This window comes from Pseudorhodoplanes sinuspersici (assembly GCF_002119765.1).
Taxonomy (GTDB): Bacteria; Pseudomonadota; Alphaproteobacteria; order Rhizobiales; family Xanthobacteraceae; genus Pseudorhodoplanes; species Pseudorhodoplanes sinuspersici.
On the sequence record NZ_CP021112.1, the window covers coordinates 4,133,037 to 4,152,863 of the forward strand.

A 19,827-nucleotide genomic window follows, 5' to 3' on the forward strand; every position below is an offset into this window, starting at 1 on the left:
TCCATGAACCGCAAAACAGGGGAAACTCTGGCTCGAGCGGCTCCAAAAACGGGTTAGACGCATGCCACTGACTGTTGCTTCGCAGTTCAAGGATCCGGATGTGGCCTTTGTCACGCTGATCGAGGCGCGGCGAGGGCTGTCACAGGAGGAGGCCGCTGCACTCGATGCGAAGCTGGTGCTGATCCTCGCCAATCACATCGGTGACATCGACGTGCTGAAGGAGGCGATCACGCTGGCGAAGCAGGGCCGGCCGCCAGCGGGTTTGAATGCCGCTTAGGTGTCGGAATCGTTTGCCGGCTTGTCCTTGATGCTGTCGATAATGGCGCTCACCCGCGTGATCGGATCTTTTGCATCCAGGTCGAGAATTTGGCGCACTTTCTTCGCCAGCGCTTCGGAGGTGAATGGCTTTGTCAGCAGATCGACATCGGCATCCAGCCGGCCATGATGGATGATGGCGTTACGCGTGTAGCCGGTGGTGAATAGCACCCGCAGGTTCGGCCGCCGGCGAAGGGCTTCATCGGCAAGCTGACGCCCGTTCATGCCACCCGGCAGCACGACATCTGTGAACAACAGCTTGATGTCCGGGTTTGCATCCAGCAGCCGCAATCCGGCCGCGGCATCATGCGTCGAGATAACGTGGTAGCCGTCTTCGCGCAGTACTTCGCTCGAAAAGTGGTTCACCTCTTCATCATCCTCCACCAGCAAAATTTGGTCCGGCCGGTCGTCGGCGCCGTTTTTCCGTTCGGCCGCTGGCTCGGTCGGAACCCACGGTTCGACCTGATTTTCGTCCATCAGCCGCGGCAGATACAGTTTGATCGCAGTGCCTTCGCCGGCTTCGCTGTAAATCTTGATATGCCCGCCGGATTGCTTGACGAAACCATAGACCATGCTCAAGCCAAGGCCGGTTCCTGAACCGCTGGGCTTGGTGGTGAAGAACGGCTCGAACGCGCGCTCGATCACCTCTTTGCTCATGCCGCCGCCGGTATCGCTGATGGCAATGAGAATGTACTGGCCTGATGAGACGTCGCTGGCATTTGCTGTGACATAGGCGTCGTCGAGATAGGTATTGGCGGTCTCGATCGTCAACCGTCCGCCGCCGGGCATGGCGTCGCGCGCATTGACCGCAAGATTGAGCAGTGCATTCTCGAGCTGATTGGGATCGACGGCCGTCTTCCAGAGGCCTCCTGCAAGAACGGATTCGACAGTGATGGTTTCGCCGATGGTCCGGCGCAGCAATTCCGACATGCCCTGAACCAATTTATTCACGTCGACCGCCCGCACTTCGAGCGGATGCTGGCGGGAGAAGGCGAGCAACCGCTGGACGAGGCTCGCTGCGCGCTCCGAGGCTTGCCGGGCGGAATTGAGCGAACGCTTTAGCCGTTCATCACCGTCCCCTAAGCGCCGCAGCGCAAGATCGACATTGCCGAGAATAGCGGTGAGGAGATTGTTGAAATCATGGGCGATGCCGCCGGTCAGGCGGCCGACAGCTTCCATCTTCTGTGATTGCTGAAGCGCAAGCTCGGTTCGCTCGCGGCGCACCACCTCCTGCCGCAGCTTCGTATAGGCAAAGGCCTCGCGGCGGGTTCGCCGCAATGCGATCAGCCCAAGGCCGATCATCGCCACCGTTGCCGGCAAACCGAAGACAAGATGACTGGCCATGCTTTTTAACCAGCCCTGGATGATGACCTCGCCCGGAATACCGGAAACAACATAGATGTTGTAATTCGGCATCTTGCGATAGGCGAGCAACCGCGAATGGTCGTCGAAGCTCGACGCGCCCGATACAAGACCTTCTCCCGGCTGTTCAGCAATGCTGCGCATCACCGCGCTGTCTGGTGCGAGCTTGTCGAGCTGCATCGAGATATCGGGATAACGCGCAAGGATCGCGCCGTCATCACGGATCAGCGCAAACACGCCTGGCGGCGGCAGCTTGGCATAGAATTTAACGAAATATTCCGGCGCGATCGACACGGTCGTCACGCCGGCGAATGAATTCTTCGGCCCCGATCGCCTGCGGCTTAGTGTGAAGAAGGTCGTATCGGCCGCACGCGCTTTCAGCACTTCGCTGACATAAGTGCCGGCATTGGGATTGTCGCGATGAACACGAAAATAATCGCGGTCCGACAGGTCCAGCTTCGGTATCGGTTGGATGGTGGCCGAGGCAAGAGGCGTACCGGCGGCACTAATCACCCACAGATCGCGCAGTTGCGGCAGCTTGTCGGTGATCGATTTCAGGCGGGCGCTGAAATCGGACTCGCTTTTCCGGATTTCCGCGTCACTCTGGTAACCCGCCAATTCGTCAAGGTAGCGGGAGCTCAGTTCGAAGGTTTCGAACACTTTTAGCGCATGTTCGTAAATCGTGTTCAGGTTACGCTGAACGCGGTCCTGCGCCTCGCTCAGGTGTTGCTGGTAGGAAACCCATGACGCGAGCGCAAAGATCGCAATTGGCAGCAGAATCGATGCAGCCAGCAAAAACCGCACCGGCCGCACCGCCGAGGCGAGTTCTTTTTGTGTGGCGAGATCGTCCCGCGCGGCATTTTTGTTCGTCTTGGACGTCGCGTTCATCGGCACGGGAAAGGAGGGTGGCTGCAACTCGCCATCCTATCGACCGCAGTCAGTCTCGCGCAAGCATCGCAACAGCGCGACAGACCCAGCGGAACTTATTGAAAGGCTGCTGTCAGCGCGCGCATTCGATTGCAACAAAATCGCCACAACCGCTGCGCCCGCAACTGGTACTGACCGGCACTACTCCCGTGATTTCGTCGCGCTCGATCCTGCGATAGGAGGCCGCCTTGGCAAATTGCTTTGACTGGCAATAGACCAACGCCGCGGCGGCTCCGCAGGCCGAGCCGTCCGCAAGGCAGCGGTCGACGCCGTAAGCATCGGGGCTGTTGGCGACGATGAAGGTGCGCTTTTCCGCCTGCACCAGGGCCGTCCCGGCAAGCAGGCAGCATGCAGCGAGGAACGCGGCAAAGAGGGATCGCATGGGATCGCTCGCAGGACAGGAGGGTGATACCAGCCGAATTTGCGCCTAAAATACTAAGAGTCTGTTAACCGTGGCCTGTTGTCCGCTATCCACTTGACGGAATGGATAAATTTTCACATTTTGGGGACATGACCGACCGCAACGCAATTTTCGGCATTTGCCGGGAGATTATTCGCTAGCGCCTGACGCTGGCTGCGGCTGTCTTTTGTCCATCGCGATAAAGAGAACGCCCGGGCCAGCGAGGCCGGGGAAAGCCTTTTCGATGGAACTTCGCCTTTACGACACCCTGACGCGCGAGAAGCGGGTCTTCCAGCCAATCGACCCTGCGCGCGTGCGAATGTATGTGTGCGGACCGACGGTCTACGACTTCGCCCATATCGGCAATGCGCGCCCGGTCATCGTTTTCGACCTGCTATATCGGCTGTTGCGCCACCTCTACGGCGCCGACCACGTCACCTATGTCCGTAACATCACCGACGTGGATGACAAGATCAACGCGCGGGCGGCCGAGCAGGGCGTCTCGATCCGCGAATTGACCGAGACGACTTACGCGAATTTCAGGGCCGACGTCGCCGCGCTTGGCTGCCTGCCGCCGGACATCGAACCGCGCGCGACCGAGCATATCGAGGAGATGAGAACCCTGATCGAGCGCCTGGTCGCCTCTGGGCATGCCTATGTCGCCGAGGATCACGTGCTGTTCTCGGTGCCGTCGATGTCCGATTACGGCAAGCTGTCCAAGCGTCCGCTGGACGAGATGATCGCCGGCGCGCGGGTTGATGTCGCACCTTACAAGCGGCACGATCAGGATTTCGTGCTATGGAAGCCGAGCAAGGACAACGAGCCCGGTTGGCCGTCGCCGTCTGGCATCGCCGTGCCGGGCCGCCCCGGCTGGCATATCGAATGCTCGGCGATGTCGTGGAAGCATCTCGGCGAAACTTTCGACATCCATGGCGGCGGCATCGATCTCGTTTTCCCGCATCACGAGAACGAAATTGCGCAATCGCGCTGCGCTTTCCATACGCAGGTGATGGCGAATTTCTGGATGCATAACGGCTTCCTGCAGGTCGAAGGCGAGAAGATGTCGAAGAGCCTCGGCAATTTCATCACCATCCGCGAGGTGCTGAACGACTGGCCGGGTGATGTTGTGCGCCTTGCGATGCTCTCTTCGCAGTATCGCCAGCCGATCAACTGGACCGTGAAAGGCTTGCAAGAGGCCGAGAAGGCGTTGTCCGGTTTCTTTGATGCGGCCTCGGCGGAAGCCGATCCGCGTCCCGCGCCAGGCGTGCTGGAGGCCTTGGCTGACGACCTCAATACGCCCAAGGCGATTGCCGAAATGCACGCCTTGAAGAATGCCGCCGGCCGCAAGGCTTTGGCCGGTACGCTGGCATTTTTCGGCTTCCGTGAAGACGAGCTGAAAGCGTGGCAGCAATCGCATGCACCGGCGCCGGCGCTGGCCGAGAGCGAAATCGAAAGCCGCATCTCGGCCCGCAATGCTGCGCGTGCGGCGAAGAACTGGGCCGAGTCGGATCGCATCCGCGAGGAGCTTGCCGGCATGGGCATCGTGCTGAAGGATTCCAAGGATGGCACCACCTGGGAGGTCGCGCGATGACGTCCCGAGTTAATCCCAGCCTGTCCATGCGGCCGATGCTGCCGGACGATGTTCCTCTGCTGGCCGAGATTTTCCGCGCCAGCATCGAGGAGATTTGCGCCGAGGATTATTCCGATGCGCAGATCGAAGCCTGGATCGAAAGCGCTGACGACGAAGCGGCATTCGGCAAGAAGCTCGGCGAACAACTCACCCTGATCGCGACGATGGATGGTGCGCCGGTCGGCTTTGCGTCGCTGAAGGGTAACGAAAATCTCGACATGCTCTATGTGCATCCGGCCGCGATCGGGCAGGGTGCGGCGTCGATGCTGGTCGACGCCCTGGAGCGGCTTGCGCAATCGCGCGGCGCGACGAAAATCAAGGTCGACGCCAGCGACACCGCGCATGATTTCTTCAAGAAGCGTGGCTATGCGCCGCAAAGCCGGAACACGGTGACGCGCGGCGATGAATGGCTCGCCAATACCACGATGGAAAAGCCGCTTGGTGACGGAAAACCTGGCGAAAGGGAAACACTCCAATGAATCTGCAGCGGCACCACATCATCGTCGGCACTGTTGCCATCATCGTCGCTGTCGCACTCGCCGCCAATTTTTATCTCTGGTGATTTAATGGCGCGCGAACGGCTCTATCTGTTTGACACAACGCTGCGCGATGGCGCGCAGACCAACGGCGTCGATTTCACCCTGGACGACAAGCTGGTCGTGGCGAAGATGCTGGACGACCTCGGCATCGATTATGTCGAAGGCGGTTATCCCGGCGCCAACCCGACCGACACAGACCTGTTCGCGCAAGACCGCGATCTGAACACGACCTTCACCGCGTTCGGCATGACACGGCGTCCAGGGCGTTCGGTCTCCAACGATCCGGGGGTGGCAGCATTGCTCGATGCCAAGGCGGACGCGATCTGCTTTGTCGCGAAGTCGTGGGACTATCACGTGCGCGTTGCGCTCGAAACCACGCCTGAGGAAAATCTTGCCTCGATCCGCGACAGCGTCACGGCGGCGAAGACGAAAGGCCGCGAGGTACTGGTCGATTGCGAGCATTTCTTCGACGGCTACAAGGCCAACCCGGACTACGCGCTGTCCTGTGCCAAGGCAGCCTATGAATCCGGCGCCCGCTGGGTCGTGCTGTGTGACACCAACGGCGGCACGCTGCCGCACGAGATCGAGGAGATCGTCGGCGCGGTGACGACAGTCATTCCTGGCGATCACGTCGGCATTCATGCGCATAACGACACCGAGCAGGCGGTGGCCAATTCGCTCGCGGCCGTACGGGCCGGGGCCCGGCAAATCCAAGGCACGCTGAACGGTCTTGGCGAACGCTGCGGCAACGCCAATCTCGTCTCGATCATCCCGACGCTGAAATTGAAGGGCGAATTCAACAGCCGCTTCGAGATCAGTGTTTCTGACGATCAATTGAAGGCGCTGGCGGCGGCTTCACGCAAGCTCGACGACATGCTGAACCGCGCGCCGAACCGTCACGCGCCTTATGTCGGTGACAGTGCGTTCGCGACCAAGGCCGGCATTCATGCCTCTGCGATCCTGAAGGATCCTGTGACCTATGAGCACGTTGCGCCCGAGGCGGTGGGCAATCGTCGGCGCGTTCTGGTGTCGGATCAAGGCGGCCGTTCGAATGTGATGTCCGAACTCGAACGCATCGGCATGAGCGTGGACAAGAACGATCCACGTATCGCCCGGCTGCTGGAAGAGGTGAAGGAGCGCGAAGCGCTCGGCTACGCCTATGAAGGCGCCGATGCGTCGTTCGAACTGCTGGCGCGGCGTATCCTCGGCAAGGTGCCGGATTATTTCGATGTCGAGCAGTTCGATGTGAATGTCGAGCAGCGCTACAACGCCCTTGGCAAGCGGGTCACCGTTGCGATGGCTGTGGTGAAAGTGAAGGTTGATGGGCAGACGCTGATTTCGGCCGGCGAGGGTAACGGCCCTGTCAACGCGCTCGACGTCGCCTTGCGCAAGGATCTCGGCAAATATCAGAAATTCATCGATGGCCTGAAGCTGACCGATTACCGCGTGCGCATCCTCAATGCCGGTACGGAAGCGGTCACGCGCGTGCTGATCGAAAGTGAGGATGAGGAGGGTGAGCGCTGGACGACGGTCGGCGTGTCGCCCAACGTCATCGAATCCTCGTTCCAGGCACTGATGGATTCCGTCGTGTTCAAGCTGGTGAAATCCGGCGCGACGGCATGAACTGATATGATCGATCACGTGTCCATCGCGGTTCGCGATCTGCAACGTGCGGCCACGTTTTACGAAGCGGTCCTTGGCGCGCTCGGTTACACAAAGCTTGAAACCCGCCCAGCCACGATTGCCTTCGGCAAGAAATATTCAGAGTTCTGGATCAATCATCGCCCCAACATGCCTGTGGTGTCACACGACAGCGGGGCGCATATCGCTTTGCGAGCGGTGAGTCCGGTTATGGTCGATGCCTTCCACGCCGCTGCGCTCGCGCAAGGTGGCGCATCGGACGGTGAGCCGGGTCTACGGCCGCAGCACGGTGATGGGTATTACGCCGCGTTCATCCGCGATCCGGACGGCAATCGCATCGAGGCAGTAACATTTATGAAGTGATGCGGCTCGCTGTTCATTCCGGCGCAAGTGGGATCCAGCCCTTACGATGTGGTTCCGAAGTCACAACCGCTCCGCCGTGCCCGATTCCATCAGCTTCTCGGCTTCCGCTACCGGAGCCGCAGCCTCCAGCAGCTTCGGCAGGATATCGTCGACCTTTTCGGCCACCAGCAGGCTGACCGATTGGCCAGTCCGGATGAAAGCCAGGTTCTGCATGTGCTCGAGCAGCGCGCAAAGCGGATCCCAGAAGCCGCCGATATTGGCGGCCAGAATCGGCTTCTTGTGCCGGCCAAGCTGAGCCCAGGTGAGCTGCTCGACCAGTTCCTCCAGCGTACCGACGCCGCCTGGCAGGGCGACGAACGCATCCGAGCGCTCGAACATAATGCGTTTGCGCTCATGCATGTCGCGGGTAACGATCAATTCCTGCGCGTCGGAAAACGGCCGTTCGCGGTCGGTCAGGAATTCCGGGATGATGCCGGTTACCCGGCCGCCACCCGCCATGGTCGCCGCCGCCACCGCACCCATCAGCCCGACCGAGCCACCGCCATAGACGAGACCGATGCTGTTCTCAGCCAGGATGCTGCCAAAGGCATGCGCGGCCTTGATAAAACCTGGGTCGGTCCCGGGTCCGGAACCGCAATAGACGCAGATATTACGAATCGTGCTCATTCATTCACTGTCGCATTGGCGGGGAAAGGCCGTAAAGGCGGGTTGCTGGATTGATGTATGCCCCTGATCCGCCTATTCCAAGGCGGCCGCAAGTCCCACAACGGGGCAGGAACCTGTCAGTCTGGCTCGAACTGCCGTCATAACCGGTACCAATCGATCCGAAGCGACCCTATATCAGCCCGTAACCCCTTAACTCCACAGGCCCATTCCGAGCTCATGAGCGACCCATCCGTCACGACCCGCGAGCTTTCCAGAGCACGGGTCTCCGCGCAGAAGGGCGCACTCATGCGGACCCTGATCGCCCTCTGGCCCTATATCTGGCCGGGCGACCGGGCCGACCTGAAATGGCGGGTGGCGTGGGCCATGGTGCTGCTGCTGGTGGCCAAGGTGGCCACCATCATTGTGCCCTTTACCTTCAAATGGGCGACGGATGCGCTGTCCGGCCATCCGAGTGCTCCGGTCTTTGCGGCATCCTGGCTGGGATGGGTCGTCGCTGCGCCGGTGATGCTGACCATCGCCTATGGCGGCATGCGCATCCTGATGGCGGTGCTGACGCAGGTGCGCGACGGCATCTTTGCCAAGGTGGCGATGCACGCGGTGCGGCGCCTCGCGATCCTCACTTTCAAGCACATGCACGAATTGTCCTTACGCTTTCATCTGGAGCGCAAGACCGGCGGCTTGACACGTGTCCTGGAGCGCGGGCGCAACGGCATCGAAACCATCGTGCGGATGGTGATCCTGCAACTCATGCCGACCATCATCGAACTGGCGCTCATCGTCGGCGTGCTGTTTTGGCAATTTGACTGGCGCTATGTCGTCGTGATCCTCGGCACCGTCGCCGCCTACATGCTCTACACTTATTATGCGACCGAATGGCGGATCTCGATCCGGCGCAAGATGAACGAGAGCGATACCGAGGCGAACACCAAGGCCATCGATTCGCTTCTCAACTACGAAACCGTCAAATACTTCGTCGCCGAGGAGCGCGAAGCCAAGCGCTACGACCGCTCGATGGAGCGTTACGAGGACGCCAGCGTCAAAACCTATACCTCGCTCTCCGTGCTCAATGCCGGACAGGCCGCGATCTTCACGGCAGGTCTTGGCATCGCCATGGTGATGTGTGCGATCGGCGTGCGCAACGGCACCAACACGGTCGGCGATTTCGTTATGATCAATGCGATGATGATTCAGCTTTATCAGCCGCTGAATTTCATGGGCATGGTCTATCGCGAGATCAAGCAGGCGGTGATCGATATCGAGATGATGTTCTCGATCCTGCAGCGCGATGCCGAGATCAAGGACAAGCCGAATGCGCCGGCCTTGCAGGCGGGCAAAGGGGCCGTCCGTTTTGAGAACGTCGTTTTCTCCTATGAGCCTGCGCGGCCGATTCTGAAAGGCGTCAGCTTCGATGTGCCGGCAGGCCACACGGTCGCCATTGTCGGTCCCTCCGGCGCCGGCAAGTCCACGATCTCGCGGCTGCTGTTCCGTTTCTACGACGTCTCCAGCGGCCGTATCCTGATCGACAATCAGGATATCCGCGATGTGACGCAGGTCTCGTTGCGCTCGGCGATCGGCATGGTCCCGCAGGACACCGTGCTTTTCAACGATACGCTGCGTTACAACATCCGCTACGGCCGCTGGGATGCGACCGACGCCGAAGTCGAGGAGGCGGCCCGCCTCGCACAGATCGATGCGTTCATCCGTCTCAGCCCCAAAGGTTACGAAACGGAAGTCGGCGAGCGCGGACTGAAATTGTCCGGCGGCGAAAAGCAGCGCGTGGCCATCGCTCGCACGATCCTGAAAGCGCCGCCGATCCTTGTGCTCGACGAAGCGACTTCGGCCCTCGACAGCCACACTGAGAAGGAGATCCAGGATGCGCTTGACCGCGTGTCCAGAGGCCGCACCACACTGGTGATCGCGCACCGGCTCTCGACCATCGTGCATGCCGACGAGATTATCGTGTTGGAATCCGGCCGCATTGCCGAGCGCGGCACGCATCATCAATTGCTGGCGCGCAATGGCCTTTATGCCAGCATGTGGAATCGCCAGCGCGAAGCGCAAGAAGCGCGTGAGAAGCTCGCGCAGGCTGGTGAGGATGATCTCGCTCCGAACCGCAATCCGCCGAAGGTGAAGGAGGATGATATTTCGGACGAAGAGGATATCGCGCCGCGCACACCCGCGGACGCTCTGGGGGGATAAACATGTCTGTCGTTAAATCGATCCAGTCGCAGCTCGTACCGATTCATCCGCAAGGCTTGCCGTTCATCGGCGCCTTCGCGCTGGCCAGCCTGATCCTGTTCTGGATCTGGTCGCCGCTCGGCTGGATCGGCACCATTCTGACCGTCTGGTGCACTTATTTCTTCCGCGATCCGCCGCGCGTCACGCCGGTGCGTGACGGCATCGTCGTCTCACCAGCCGATGGCCGTGTCAGTCTTGTCGCCAATGTGGTGCCGCCTAAAGAACTCGATCTCGGCGATCGTCCGATCCCACGCATCTCGGTATTCATGAGCGTATTCGATTGCCATGTGAATCGCAGCCCGGTCACAGGGCGCGTCGAGCGCGTCGTCTATCGTGCGGGCACCTTCCTGAACGCTGATCTGGACAAGGCGAGTGAGGACAATGAGCGCAACGCGCTGGTGATCGCAACGACAAGCGGACGCATCGGCGTGGTGCAGATCGCCGGTCTCGTCGCGCGTCGTATTCTCTGCTTCGTGCGGGAGGGGGAAGCGCTCGGTGCCGGCGACCGTTTTGGCATGATCCGGTTTGGATCGCGGCTCGATGTCTATCTTCCGGAAGGGGCGCGGCCTATGGTCGCCGAAGGACAGACGGCGATTGCCGGCGAGACCATTTTGGCCGATCTGAAGGACGGGGAAGGCCCCCGCAACTTCAAGGTAGGTTAACTGTTCACGCCGGCGTGTGATGGCGGCGCGCTGGCGACTTTGATAAGGTGCAGGCATGATATTCACACCCGTCGATCCCGAAGGCTCCGAGCCGCGCCGCCGGCGCTTCCGCACCATTCCGGTCCGCCTTTTGCTGCCGAACATGATTACGCTGCTGTCGCTCTGCGCAGGGCTGACGGCGATCCGGCTCGCCATCGAAGGCCGGATCGAATGGGCTTTGGGTGCGATCGTTTTCGCCGCGGCGCTCGACGGCATCGATGGCCGTGTGGCGCGCATGCTGAAGGGCCAATCACGCTTCGGCGCTGAACTCGACAGCTTGGCCGACTTCGTGAATTTCGGCGTGGTGCCCGGTCTTATTCTCTATTTCTGGGGCCTGAACGAACTCGGTGCCATCGGCTGGATCGCCGCGCTTGTGTTCGCGATCTGCATGAGCCTGCGTCTTGCGCGCTTCAACGTTATGGCCGACGATCCCAATCGACCGGCCTGGATGGCGAATTTCTTCACTGGCGTCCCGGCGCCCGCCGGCGCGATCATTGTGCTGCTGCCGATCTATATCAATCTGCTCGGCCTGCCGCGCTTGACCGCGTTGGCCTGTGTCTACACGCTGATCATTGCCTTTCTGTTGGTTTCGACGTTGCCGGTCTTCTCCGGCAAGAAACTCGGCAATCGCGTGCGGCCGGATCTGGTGCTGCCGATCTTTGTCGTTGTGGTGCTGTTCGTGGCTTTGCTTGTCAGCTATCCATGGCCCGTGCTGACGATCGGCACGCTGGCCTATCTCGCATCGCTACCGCTCGGCTGGATGTCGGCGCGCGATTACAGACGCAAGGATGCCGAAGCCGTCGCTGCTGCGGCTGAGCCGATCACCGCCTCGCATCAATCGGATGGGCCCAGCACCCATGTCGAGCTGTCGCATTCCGACGATGAGGAGCGGCCGAGCCGGCTGAACTGATTGCAGTCTGCGGCGAGCAAGGCAATGGCGCGGGCGGTTTCGGTGTTTCCGGCGGAGCGCGCGGAAGGGCTGACGGCCACCGACACCATTCTTCTCGACCAGGAGCAGCGGCGGATGCCGCGTGGCACCTTCAAGGCGTTGCGCGGGACGATGGTGGAGGTCGCCTTGCCTCAGGGCGACCGGCTCCGCAGCGGCGATGTCCTACGCCTCGATGACGGCAGCCTGATCGAGATCGTCGCAAAGCCCGAAGACCTGCTCGAAGTCCGCGCCACCGATCGGTCGGCATTGGCGCGGCTGGCCTGGCTGCTTGGCGACCACCACATCCCTGTCGAAATCCATGAACGGCGTTTGCGGTTGCATCGCTCGGACATGGCGCGCGCCTTGTTGCAGCCTTTCGGGCCGAAGCTGCTCGACATCGAAGCGCCGTTCGAGCCTGAGGGCGGGGCGTATGAAGCCCATACCCATCCCTGAGCAGCTGACTCGATAACGCGCTTGTGTCTCGATGTCCGCCCGTGCGGCAATAAGCGTGCTGGTCTGACAAATGAACGCCGCAAATAGCCGCAAATACCAGCGAGAAGGCAGCGCATGAGGGACAGTCTTATGACGATCGGCCGCCGCCGTTTACTCAATCTCGTCGGTGCCGCGGTGGCGTCGCCCGCGATTATCCGTGATGCCTTGGCGCAGATGCCGCAGGTCACGCTCAAGCTGCATCACTTCCTATCGCCGGTTGCCAATGCCCATACAAGGCTGCTGGTGCCGTGGGCGCGCAAGGTGGAGAAGGAGTCCGACAACCGCATCCGGATCGAGATCTTTCCATCGATGCAGCTCGGCGGCTCGCCGGCGCAGCTTTATGATCAGGCGCGAGATGGGACCGCCGATATCGTCTGGACACTGCCAGGCGCAACACCCGGCCGTTTTCCAAAAATTGAAGTATTCGAATTGCCGTTCGTCGCCAACAGGCGCGCAGTCGCAAATGCGCAGGCCGTTCAGGCGCTTTACGAGGCGCAGCTACGAGACGAGTTCAAGGAGGTGCGGCCGATCTGCCTGTGGGCGCATGATCACGGCGTCATTCATGCGAACAAGCAGGTGAAATCGTTCGAGGACATGAAAGGCCTCAAACTGCGGTCGCCGACACGCCTTGCCGGCGAAGCGCTGAAGGCGCTGGGTGCGAACGGCATTCAGATGCCGATCACGCTGGTGGCCGATGCGCTGAGCCAGCGGGCCATCGATGGCTGCATCGCGCCGTGGGAAGTCGTGCCGGCGATCAAGGTGCAGGAAGCGGTCAAATTCCACACCGATTTTGCCGCCTCGCCAACGTTCTATACGGCGACATTCATCCTGGCGATGAACAAGCGCAGATACGATTCCCTGCCTGCCGACCTGAAGAAGGTCATCGATCAGAATTCAGGTCAGGCCGCAGCGCTGCTGGCCGGCAGGATGTGGGACGAACAGGCCCTCGTCGTTGAGGACATGGTGACGAAGCGCGGCAACACCGTCACGCAGATCGAAAGCGCAGAAGCCGCTCGATGGCAGAAAGCAACGCAGCCGGTCATCGATGCCTGGCTGAAATCGTCGAAAGCCATCAACGGCGAGAAGCTGCTTGCGGATGCGAAGGCGCTGCTGACGAAATACGACAAGGCCTAGCGCGCGATCGCTGGCTTTGCTTTCGATCGCGCGCCAAATAAGGGCTGCGATGCTCAAGCCTTGATCGGATGTCCCGGCATCAGGTCGTAGGGATGCGCCCAGCCGGGCAGGGCCTTCATGCGCTCAAGCCAGGCACCGATATGCTTGTGCGTGCCGGGGATGTCAAAGCCGAATTCCTCGGCCGGGTAATAGAGATAACCCGTCAATGAAATGTCAGCGATGGTCGGATGATCGCCGACCACGAACGGCATGCGCGCCAGCCGCTTCTCCAGAATGCCGAGGGAATTGTCGATCCGGCCTTTCAGGAACGCCATGACCGCCGGATCGCCGGCGGGTTTGGCGAAATTGCGCAGGAAACGATACGGTCCGAGATAGCCGTTGAGCTTCTGGTTGTCGAAGATGATCCAGCGCAGCACTTCCAGCCGCTCGTCTTCGGTGAGCGGATGGAATTTGCCGCTATGCTCCGCGAGGTAGGTGAGGATCACGCCCGATTGCGCGAGCCGCTTGTCGCCGTGATCCAGCACCGGCACTTCGCCCATCTCGTTCACGCCTTCACGCCATTCCGGCGTGCGCGGCAGTCCCTTGCCAAAGAAATCGACGAATTCCGGCTGCCAATCGGCGCCGATCAGATTCAGCATCAGGGCAACGCGATAGGCGTTGCCGGACTGCGCGAAGCAATGAAGCGTATATTCGGCCATGACCCCGTCCCGTTATTTCCGGGCGGGATCATACTCATTTCGGAGCCTGGTGTTATCCAAAAATAGCTCCGCGTTTTCCGCGTCAAGCGCTACCGCATCGTTGGAATGCTGAACTCGGCGCCTTCCTTGGTCCCGGATGGCCAGCGCGCGGTCACCGTCTTGGTCTTGGTATAGAAGCGGATCGAATCCGGACCATGCTGGTTGAGATCGCCAAAGCCCGAACGCTTCCAGCCGCCGAAGGTGTGATAGGCGAGCGGTACTGGAATGGCAAAGTTTACGCCGACCATGCCGACATTCACCTTGCTGGTGAAGTCGCGCGCGGTGTCGCCGTCGCGGGTGAAGATCGAAACACCGTTGCCGTATTCGTGTTCGGACGGCAGCCGCAGCGCCTCGGCATAGTCCTTCGCGCGCACGACCGACAGCACCGGGCCGAAGATCTCTTCCTTGTAGATCGTCATGTCCTTGGTCACGTTGTCGAACAGGCAGCCGCCGAGAAAGTTGCCGTTCTCGTAGCCCTGCAGTTTGAAGTTACGGCCATCGACCAGGAGCTTGGCGCCTTCCTTCACGCCGGTATCGACATAGCCGCGCACCTTGTTGAGATGCGCCTTGGTCACCAGCGGACCGTAATCGGCCTGTGGATCGGTGGAGGGGCCGACCTTCAGGCTTTCCACGCGCGGGATCAGCTTTTGCACCAAGGCGTCCGCGGTCTTTTCACCGACCGGAACGGCGACCGATATCGCCATGCAGCGTTCACCGGCCGCGCCATAGCCCGCGCCCACCAGCGCATCGACCGCCTGATCCATGTCGGCGTCGGGCATGATGATCATGTGGTTCTTGGCGCCGCCGAAGCATTGTACGCGTTTTCCGTGCGCACAGCCGGTGGCATAGATGTATTCAGCAATCGGCGTTGAGCCGACAAAGCCGATCGCCTTGATGCGGGGATCGACCAGCAGCGCGTCCACCGCTTCCTTATCGCCGTTGACGACATTGAACACGCCCGCAGGCAGGCCGGCCTCGAGAAACAGCTCGGCAAGCCGCATCGGCACGGAAGGATCGCGCTCGGACGGTTTCAGCACGAATGCATTGCCGCAAGCGATCGCGGGAGCGGCTTTCCATAGCGGGATCATGGCCGGGAAATTGAATGGGGTAATGCCGGCAACGACACCAAGCGGCTGGCGCATCGAATAGAGGTCAATGCCGGGACCTGCGGAATCGTTGAACTCGCCCTTGAGGAGGTGCGGCACGCCGCAGGCGAACTCGACCACCTCAACGCCGCGCTGGATATCGCCCTTGGCATCGGAGATGACCTTGCCGTGCTCGGAGGCGAGCAGGGCGGCAAGCGAATCCATCTCCTTCTGGATCAGTTCGAGAAACTTGAACATCACCCGTGCGCGCCGCTGCGGGTTGGTCGCCGCCCAGGCCGGCTGCGCGGCTTCGGCATTGGCGATGGCGGCTTCGACCTCGGCTTTGCTGGCCAACGCAACCTTGGCCTGCACGTCGCCGGTTGAGGGATTGAAGACATCGCCGAACCGACCGGACGTCCCGCTGACCGTTTTCCCGCCAATAAAATGGCCAACCTCACGCATACTCGTCTCCATTGAAAATTTTGAGCTTTTCGCTCCGGCCGCGGCCGAACCCGTCTCTGGCGGTTCAGATAGCGCAGGCAATAGGCAAGCGCAAAGCTTTGCAGCTAGTGCCGTGCATATCAATGAATATGGCCGGCCAATAAATATGAGGTCATACGTCGAGCGCCGATTGGCCTCGCGCGTGAGCGGATAGCTTCATGTCTCTTGGTCGATTTGGCGCGAACCATTTTTCCAGAATGGTTCAATTCGCTTCCTCTCTTTTCCTTTCGCAGGTGCGGAAAGATCCAGGCAGGAAGCGTTAGCCTTTACCTGCCCTTAATGGCGCTCCGCCTAATCTACGGCATCGGGGTGTGGCCTCGCGTGTTCGTGGCATTGGCGTTTGGGGTGGCGTTTTATGGATATTGCAACCGGCTTGGGGCTGATTGCCGGCGTTATTGTTCTCTGCACATTGATCCTGATGGGCGGCGAACTGAGCATGTTCGTCGACGTCCATGCCTTCATCGTGATTTTCGGCGGCGCTTTCGCGGCGACCCTGATCCGCTTTCCGCTCAGTTCGATTTTCCACGGGCTTCCGCTCGGGATGAAATTCGCGTTCACGGTTCGCCGCATCACCCAGCGCGATCTCGTCGATGAAATCGCCGCTCTTGCCGAGATCGCCCGCAAGCAGGGGCCGATCGGACTGGAAAAGGCCGAGATTTCCGATCCCTTCCTCGCCAAGGGCGTGCGCTATGTCGCCGACGGTTATGACGCCGACTTCATCCGCGATAACCTCGAACGCGACCGCGACAACTTTCTCATGCATCTGAATGAAGGCTCGAAAGTGTATCGCGCGATCGGCGATTGCACGCCGGCCTTCGGCATGGTCGGCACGCTGATTGGCATGGTGCAGATGTTCGCCAACATGACCGATCCGTCAAAGCTTGGTCCCTACATGGCGGTGGCGCTGCTTGCGACCTTCTACGGCGCGACGGTCGCCAACCTGTTCTGTCTGCCGATCGCCGACAAGCTGCATGTGAAGCTGGTCGATGAGGAGATCAACCGGACGCTGATCATCGACGGCATTCTGATGATGCGCGAATCCAAGAGCCCGGCCTTGGTACGCGAAATGCTGCTCGCCTATCTGCCCGAGAAGCATCGCCACGAAGCCGAAGAACTGGCCGCGGCGTAACGCCGTGCGGGATTGATCCAATGGCCAAGAAAAAACGCGATGAGGCGCATGGCGGTCACGGCTGGTTCGTGACCTTCGCCGACCTGATGGCGCTGCTGGTCGCCTTCTTTGTGATGCTTGTGGCATTCTCTTCACCCGACAACAACAAGATGCAGGTTGTTGCCGGATCGATGCGCGATGCTTTCGGTGTACAAAACAACGCGCGTTATTCCGGCGTGATCGAGGTCGATGGCATTCCTACCCGTCCCAAGGTGAAGAACGTTGCCAAGATCAATCCGAGCGACGCTTCGGCGACGCCATCGCCGAACGACAGCGATTTTACCAAGGAATACGGCGTGCGGCTGAAGCGGGACAGCGCTTTCGCGCTGGCGTCTGCATCCCTGCGACAGGCATTGCAGGAAATGCCGGAGATCACCGAGATATCAAAGAACATCATGATGATCGAGACCGATGAGGGACTTAATATCGAGATCGTCGATCAGGATGGTCGCTCGATGTTTCCCGAAGGCTCGAAAATGCCCTTCGAGCGCACGCGCCGCCTGATTCAGAAGCTCTCGACGCAATTACGGGCGATGCCGTACCGCCTGTCGATCGCCGGCCACACGGCAGTATCCCGGACACCCGCCAAGCCGGGCTACGGCCCATGGGATTTGTCGGCCGAGCGCGCCAACGTGGTCCGCCAGATTCTGGACGAGAGCGGCGTACCGACGGGGCATTTCTACATGGTGGCCGGCCGCGCCGACACCCAGCCGCTGTTTCCGGATGACCCCTATATGGCGGCCAATCGCCGCGTGACCATTACCCTGATGCGGGAAGCGCCGCCGGTTCCGGCGAATCTGAAACCTTAGCGAGGTCAGGATGTTGCGGCGGAGATGCGCTGATATTGCGACAACGCCGCGCGGCATACTTGCGGCATTATTGGCTCTGCGATAAGCGGGCTTTTCTTTGCGGCAACCTCCAAGGGTAAGTATGACCCAAAGTACCGATGCCTCGCCGGCCGATGCCGGCGTGCAATCCGCCGACCGAGGCGCCGCCGACGGTCAGGCGAGCAGTTCTTCTCATGGCAGAGCCCATTTTTGGAAGCTGACGCTCGGGAGTATCGGTGTCGTCTATGGCGATATCGGCACCAGCCCCCTCTATGCATTTCGCGAGGCCGTGAATGCTGCGAGTGGCGAGGCCATCGCCACGCCGACTGTTGTACTCGGGGTCCTGTCGATGATCGTGTGGTCGCTGATCATCGTCGTCACGTTAAAATACATTACGATTCTGCTGCGCGCGGACAATAACGGTGAGGGCGGTACGCTTTCGCTCACGGCGCTCGCTTTTCGTGCGCTCGGCAAACGCACGTTCCTGGTATTGATTCTGGGGATCGTCGGAGCAGCCATGTTTTACGGCTCATCCTTGATCACGCCGGCCCTGTCCGTCATGTCCGCGATTGAGGGGCTGAAGACCCGTACGCCGGCCTTCGAGCCGTTTGTGTTGCCGCTGACGGTTCTTATCCTTGTGTGTTTGTTCGCTGTGCAGTCACACGGAACGGGACGCGTGGCGGCGCTGTTCGGTCCGATTACGGCAGTCTGGTTTGTTGTGATCGCGTTCCTCGGGGCGCTGCATATAGCAGATTATCCCGGTGTCCTTCACGCGCTGAATCCTCTGTATGCGGCGACTTTCCTCGCAACGAACGGGTGGATCGGCCTGACCACGCTTGGCGCGGTCTTTCTCGTGGTGACCGGTAGCGAAGCGCTCTACGCGGATTTGGGTCATTTCGGTCGCAAGCCGATCCAGACGGCTTGGATTTTCCTCGTACTGCCGGCCTTGCTGATCAATTATTTCGGTCAGGGAGCGCTTGTGCTCTCTCAGCCGACAGCCATCGAAGATCCATTCTATCGCCTCGTGCCGGATTCAATGCTGGTGCCGATGGTCATTTTGGCTACGGCTGCGACGGTGATTGCCAGTCAGGCGGTGATTACCGGTGCCTATTCGATCACGCAGCAAGCGATCCAACTCGGGCTGCTGCCACGTTTTGCGATCCGGCACACCTCCGCGCTGCACTACGGCCAGATCTATATGCCACGCGTCAATACAGCGCTTCTGGTCGGTGTGCTGCTGCTGGTGTTCATGTTCCGCACGTCGAGCGCGCTCGCCCACGCTTATGTGCTTGCGGTTGCGGCGACAGGCCTTTCAGCGACGCTGCTCGGCGTCATCGTGATATGGAGGCTGTGGGGCTGGCGGCTGTGGGCCGTCATTCTGCTAATGGCTCCGTTCATCCTGGTCGACAGCGCCTTCCTCTTCGCGACACTGCTGAAACTGGTCGAAGGTGCGTGGGTTCCGGTTCTCTTCGGCGGCGTCATCATTCTCGTCATGTTCACGTGGCGGCGAGGGACACGCATTCTCGCCAACAAGACCCACCGCACCGAGGTGCCGCTTGAGTCTCTGCTGCGTAATCTTGAGAGGAAGCCGCCGCATCGCGTGCCCGGTACCGCTGTGTTCCTGACCAGCGATCCGGGATCGGCGCCGACGGCGCTGATGCACAATCTCAAGCACAACAAGATCCTGCACGAACACAACGTCATTTTGACCATTGTCACTGCCGACACCCCACGCGTACCGGAAGAAGACCGGGTTGTCATGACGCCGGTGAGCCCGCATTTCAGTACGGTGACGTTGAAATTCGGCTTCATGGAACAGCCGAATGTGCCGAAAGCGTTGGCGATTGCGCGCAAGCAGGGCTGGAGCTTCGACATCATGTCGACGTCATTCTTCCTGTCTCGGCGCGCGCTCAAACCATCCCCGCAATCGGGGATGCCGCTGTGGCAGGATCGGTTGTTCATCGGCCTTGCCAAGAGCGCCAACGACGCAACGGACTTCTTCCAGATCCCCACTGGCCGCGTGGTGGAAGTCGGCACGCAGGTGACGCTCTAACCCGTCAATCCGCGACGGGTTCTGCTCGCCGTCCATTACTTGTGCCTTTGTCGCCCCAGCCCCGCTGTGGAAGCCGCGGTATGCGGGTGATGTCAAGATTGCCGCGCGGCGCTGCTTTTG

At 60.5% G+C, this 19,827-nt stretch carries 18 protein-coding genes; 13 read left to right on the forward strand and 5 right to left on the reverse strand.

Features of this window, described 5'->3' with window-relative positions; translation table 11 throughout:
• The first annotated feature begins 61 nt into the window (after positions 1-61).
• A complete protein-coding gene (locus CAK95_RS20030; protein WP_086089517.1) occupies positions 62-277 on the forward strand; it encodes a DUF2783 domain-containing protein in 216 nt (71 codons plus the stop codon).
• Here CAK95_RS20030 and CAK95_RS20035 read toward each other — a convergent pair.
• Together CAK95_RS20035 and CAK95_RS20040 are read right to left on the reverse strand one after the other, a co-directional pair.
• Positions 274-2,592 carry an ATP-binding protein gene (locus CAK95_RS20035; RefSeq protein WP_245303469.1) on the reverse strand — a complete coding sequence of 773 codons (2,319 nt, stop codon included), beginning with the start codon at positions 2,590-2,592 and terminating at the stop codon, positions 274-276. The two genes, CAK95_RS20030 and CAK95_RS20035, sit on opposite strands and share 4 nt — an antisense overlap.
• 85 nt (positions 2,593-2,677) lie before the next feature.
• Complete coding sequence (locus CAK95_RS20040; RefSeq protein ID WP_183044162.1) at positions 2,678-2,986, reverse strand: hypothetical protein; 309 nt, start codon at positions 2,984-2,986, stop codon at positions 2,678-2,680.
• A gap of 262 nt (positions 2,987-3,248) precedes the next feature.
• Between CAK95_RS20040 and cysS the strand changes: the two genes are divergently transcribed.
• From cysS to CAK95_RS20060, 4 genes are all read left to right on the forward strand, one after another.
• The gene (gene cysS / locus CAK95_RS20045) at positions 3,249-4,595 is read left to right on the forward strand and encodes a cysteine--tRNA ligase (RefSeq protein ID WP_086089519.1); all 1,347 of its coding nucleotides are present in this window, start codon (positions 3,249-3,251) and stop codon (positions 4,593-4,595) included.
• A complete protein-coding gene (locus CAK95_RS20050) occupies positions 4,592-5,113 on the forward strand; it encodes a GNAT family N-acetyltransferase (RefSeq protein WP_086089520.1) in 522 nt (173 codons plus the stop codon). The genes cysS and CAK95_RS20050 overlap by 4 nt, the downstream gene beginning before the upstream one ends.
• A gap of 87 nt (positions 5,114-5,200) precedes the next feature.
• Complete coding sequence (gene cimA / locus CAK95_RS20055; protein ID WP_086089521.1) at positions 5,201-6,796, forward strand: citramalate synthase; 1,596 nt, start codon at positions 5,201-5,203, stop codon at positions 6,794-6,796.
• 6 nt (positions 6,797-6,802) lie between these two features.
• Positions 6,803-7,177 carry a VOC family protein gene (locus tag CAK95_RS20060; RefSeq protein WP_086089522.1) on the forward strand — a complete coding sequence of 125 codons (375 nt, stop codon included), beginning with the start codon at positions 6,803-6,805 and terminating at the stop codon, positions 7,175-7,177.
• A gap of 60 nt (positions 7,178-7,237) precedes the next feature.
• On the opposite strand, the gene CAK95_RS20065 is transcribed toward CAK95_RS20060, so the two are convergent.
• Positions 7,238-7,843 carry an LOG family protein gene (locus CAK95_RS20065; protein ID WP_086089523.1) on the reverse strand — a complete coding sequence of 202 codons (606 nt, stop codon included), beginning with the start codon at positions 7,841-7,843 and terminating at the stop codon, positions 7,238-7,240.
• 285 nt (positions 7,844-8,128) lie between these two features.
• Between CAK95_RS20065 and CAK95_RS20070 the strand changes: the two genes are divergently transcribed.
• The 5 genes from CAK95_RS20070 to CAK95_RS20090 all read left to right on the forward strand — a co-directional run bounded on the left by CAK95_RS20070 (position 8,129) and on the right by CAK95_RS20090 (position 13,336).
• Positions 8,129-10,042: an ABCB family ABC transporter ATP-binding protein/permease gene (locus CAK95_RS20070; protein ID WP_245303470.1), complete on the forward strand. Its 1,914-nt coding sequence runs from the start codon at positions 8,129-8,131 to the stop codon at positions 10,040-10,042.
• A 2-nt stretch (positions 10,043-10,044) separates the two neighbouring features.
• A complete protein-coding gene (locus CAK95_RS20075; protein WP_086089525.1) occupies positions 10,045-10,743 on the forward strand; it encodes a phosphatidylserine decarboxylase in 699 nt (232 codons plus the stop codon).
• A 55-nt stretch (positions 10,744-10,798) separates the two neighbouring features.
• Positions 10,799-11,692 carry a CDP-alcohol phosphatidyltransferase family protein gene (locus CAK95_RS20080; RefSeq protein ID WP_086089526.1) on the forward strand — a complete coding sequence of 298 codons (894 nt, stop codon included), beginning with the start codon at positions 10,799-10,801 and terminating at the stop codon, positions 11,690-11,692.
• A 24-nt stretch (positions 11,693-11,716) separates the two neighbouring features.
• Complete coding sequence (locus CAK95_RS20085; RefSeq protein ID WP_086089527.1) at positions 11,717-12,163, forward strand: urease accessory protein UreE; 447 nt, start codon at positions 11,717-11,719, stop codon at positions 12,161-12,163.
• A gap of 114 nt (positions 12,164-12,277) precedes the next feature.
• On the forward strand, positions 12,278-13,336 hold the full coding sequence (locus tag CAK95_RS20090) for a TRAP transporter substrate-binding protein (protein WP_198343743.1): 1,059 nt from the start codon (positions 12,278-12,280) through the stop codon (positions 13,334-13,336).
• 53 nt (positions 13,337-13,389) lie between these two features.
• On the opposite strand, the gene CAK95_RS20095 is transcribed toward CAK95_RS20090, so the two are convergent.
• Positions 13,390-14,034, reverse strand: coding sequence for a glutathione S-transferase family protein (locus CAK95_RS20095; protein ID WP_086089529.1), 645 nt, complete (start codon positions 14,032-14,034; stop codon positions 13,390-13,392).
• Between the two features lie 89 nt (positions 14,035-14,123).
• Complete coding sequence (locus CAK95_RS20100; protein ID WP_086089530.1) at positions 14,124-15,620, reverse strand: CoA-acylating methylmalonate-semialdehyde dehydrogenase; 1,497 nt, start codon at positions 15,618-15,620, stop codon at positions 14,124-14,126.
• A 394-nt stretch (positions 15,621-16,014) separates the two neighbouring features.
• Between CAK95_RS20100 and CAK95_RS20105 the strand changes: the two genes are divergently transcribed.
• From CAK95_RS20105 to CAK95_RS20115, 3 genes are all read left to right on the forward strand, one after another.
• Positions 16,015-16,788 (forward strand): motility protein A, encoded by a 774-nt coding sequence (locus CAK95_RS20105; RefSeq protein ID WP_086089531.1) that lies wholly within the window; start codon positions 16,015-16,017, stop codon positions 16,786-16,788.
• 20 nt (positions 16,789-16,808) lie between these two features.
• Entirely contained in the window at positions 16,809-17,636 is an 828-nt protein-coding gene (locus CAK95_RS20110) for an OmpA/MotB family protein (RefSeq protein WP_086089532.1), read from the forward strand.
• 121 nt (positions 17,637-17,757) lie between these two features.
• Positions 17,758-19,707, forward strand: coding sequence for a potassium transporter Kup (locus CAK95_RS20115; RefSeq protein ID WP_086089533.1), 1,950 nt, complete (start codon positions 17,758-17,760; stop codon positions 19,705-19,707).
• Positions 19,708-19,827 lie beyond the last annotated feature (120 nt).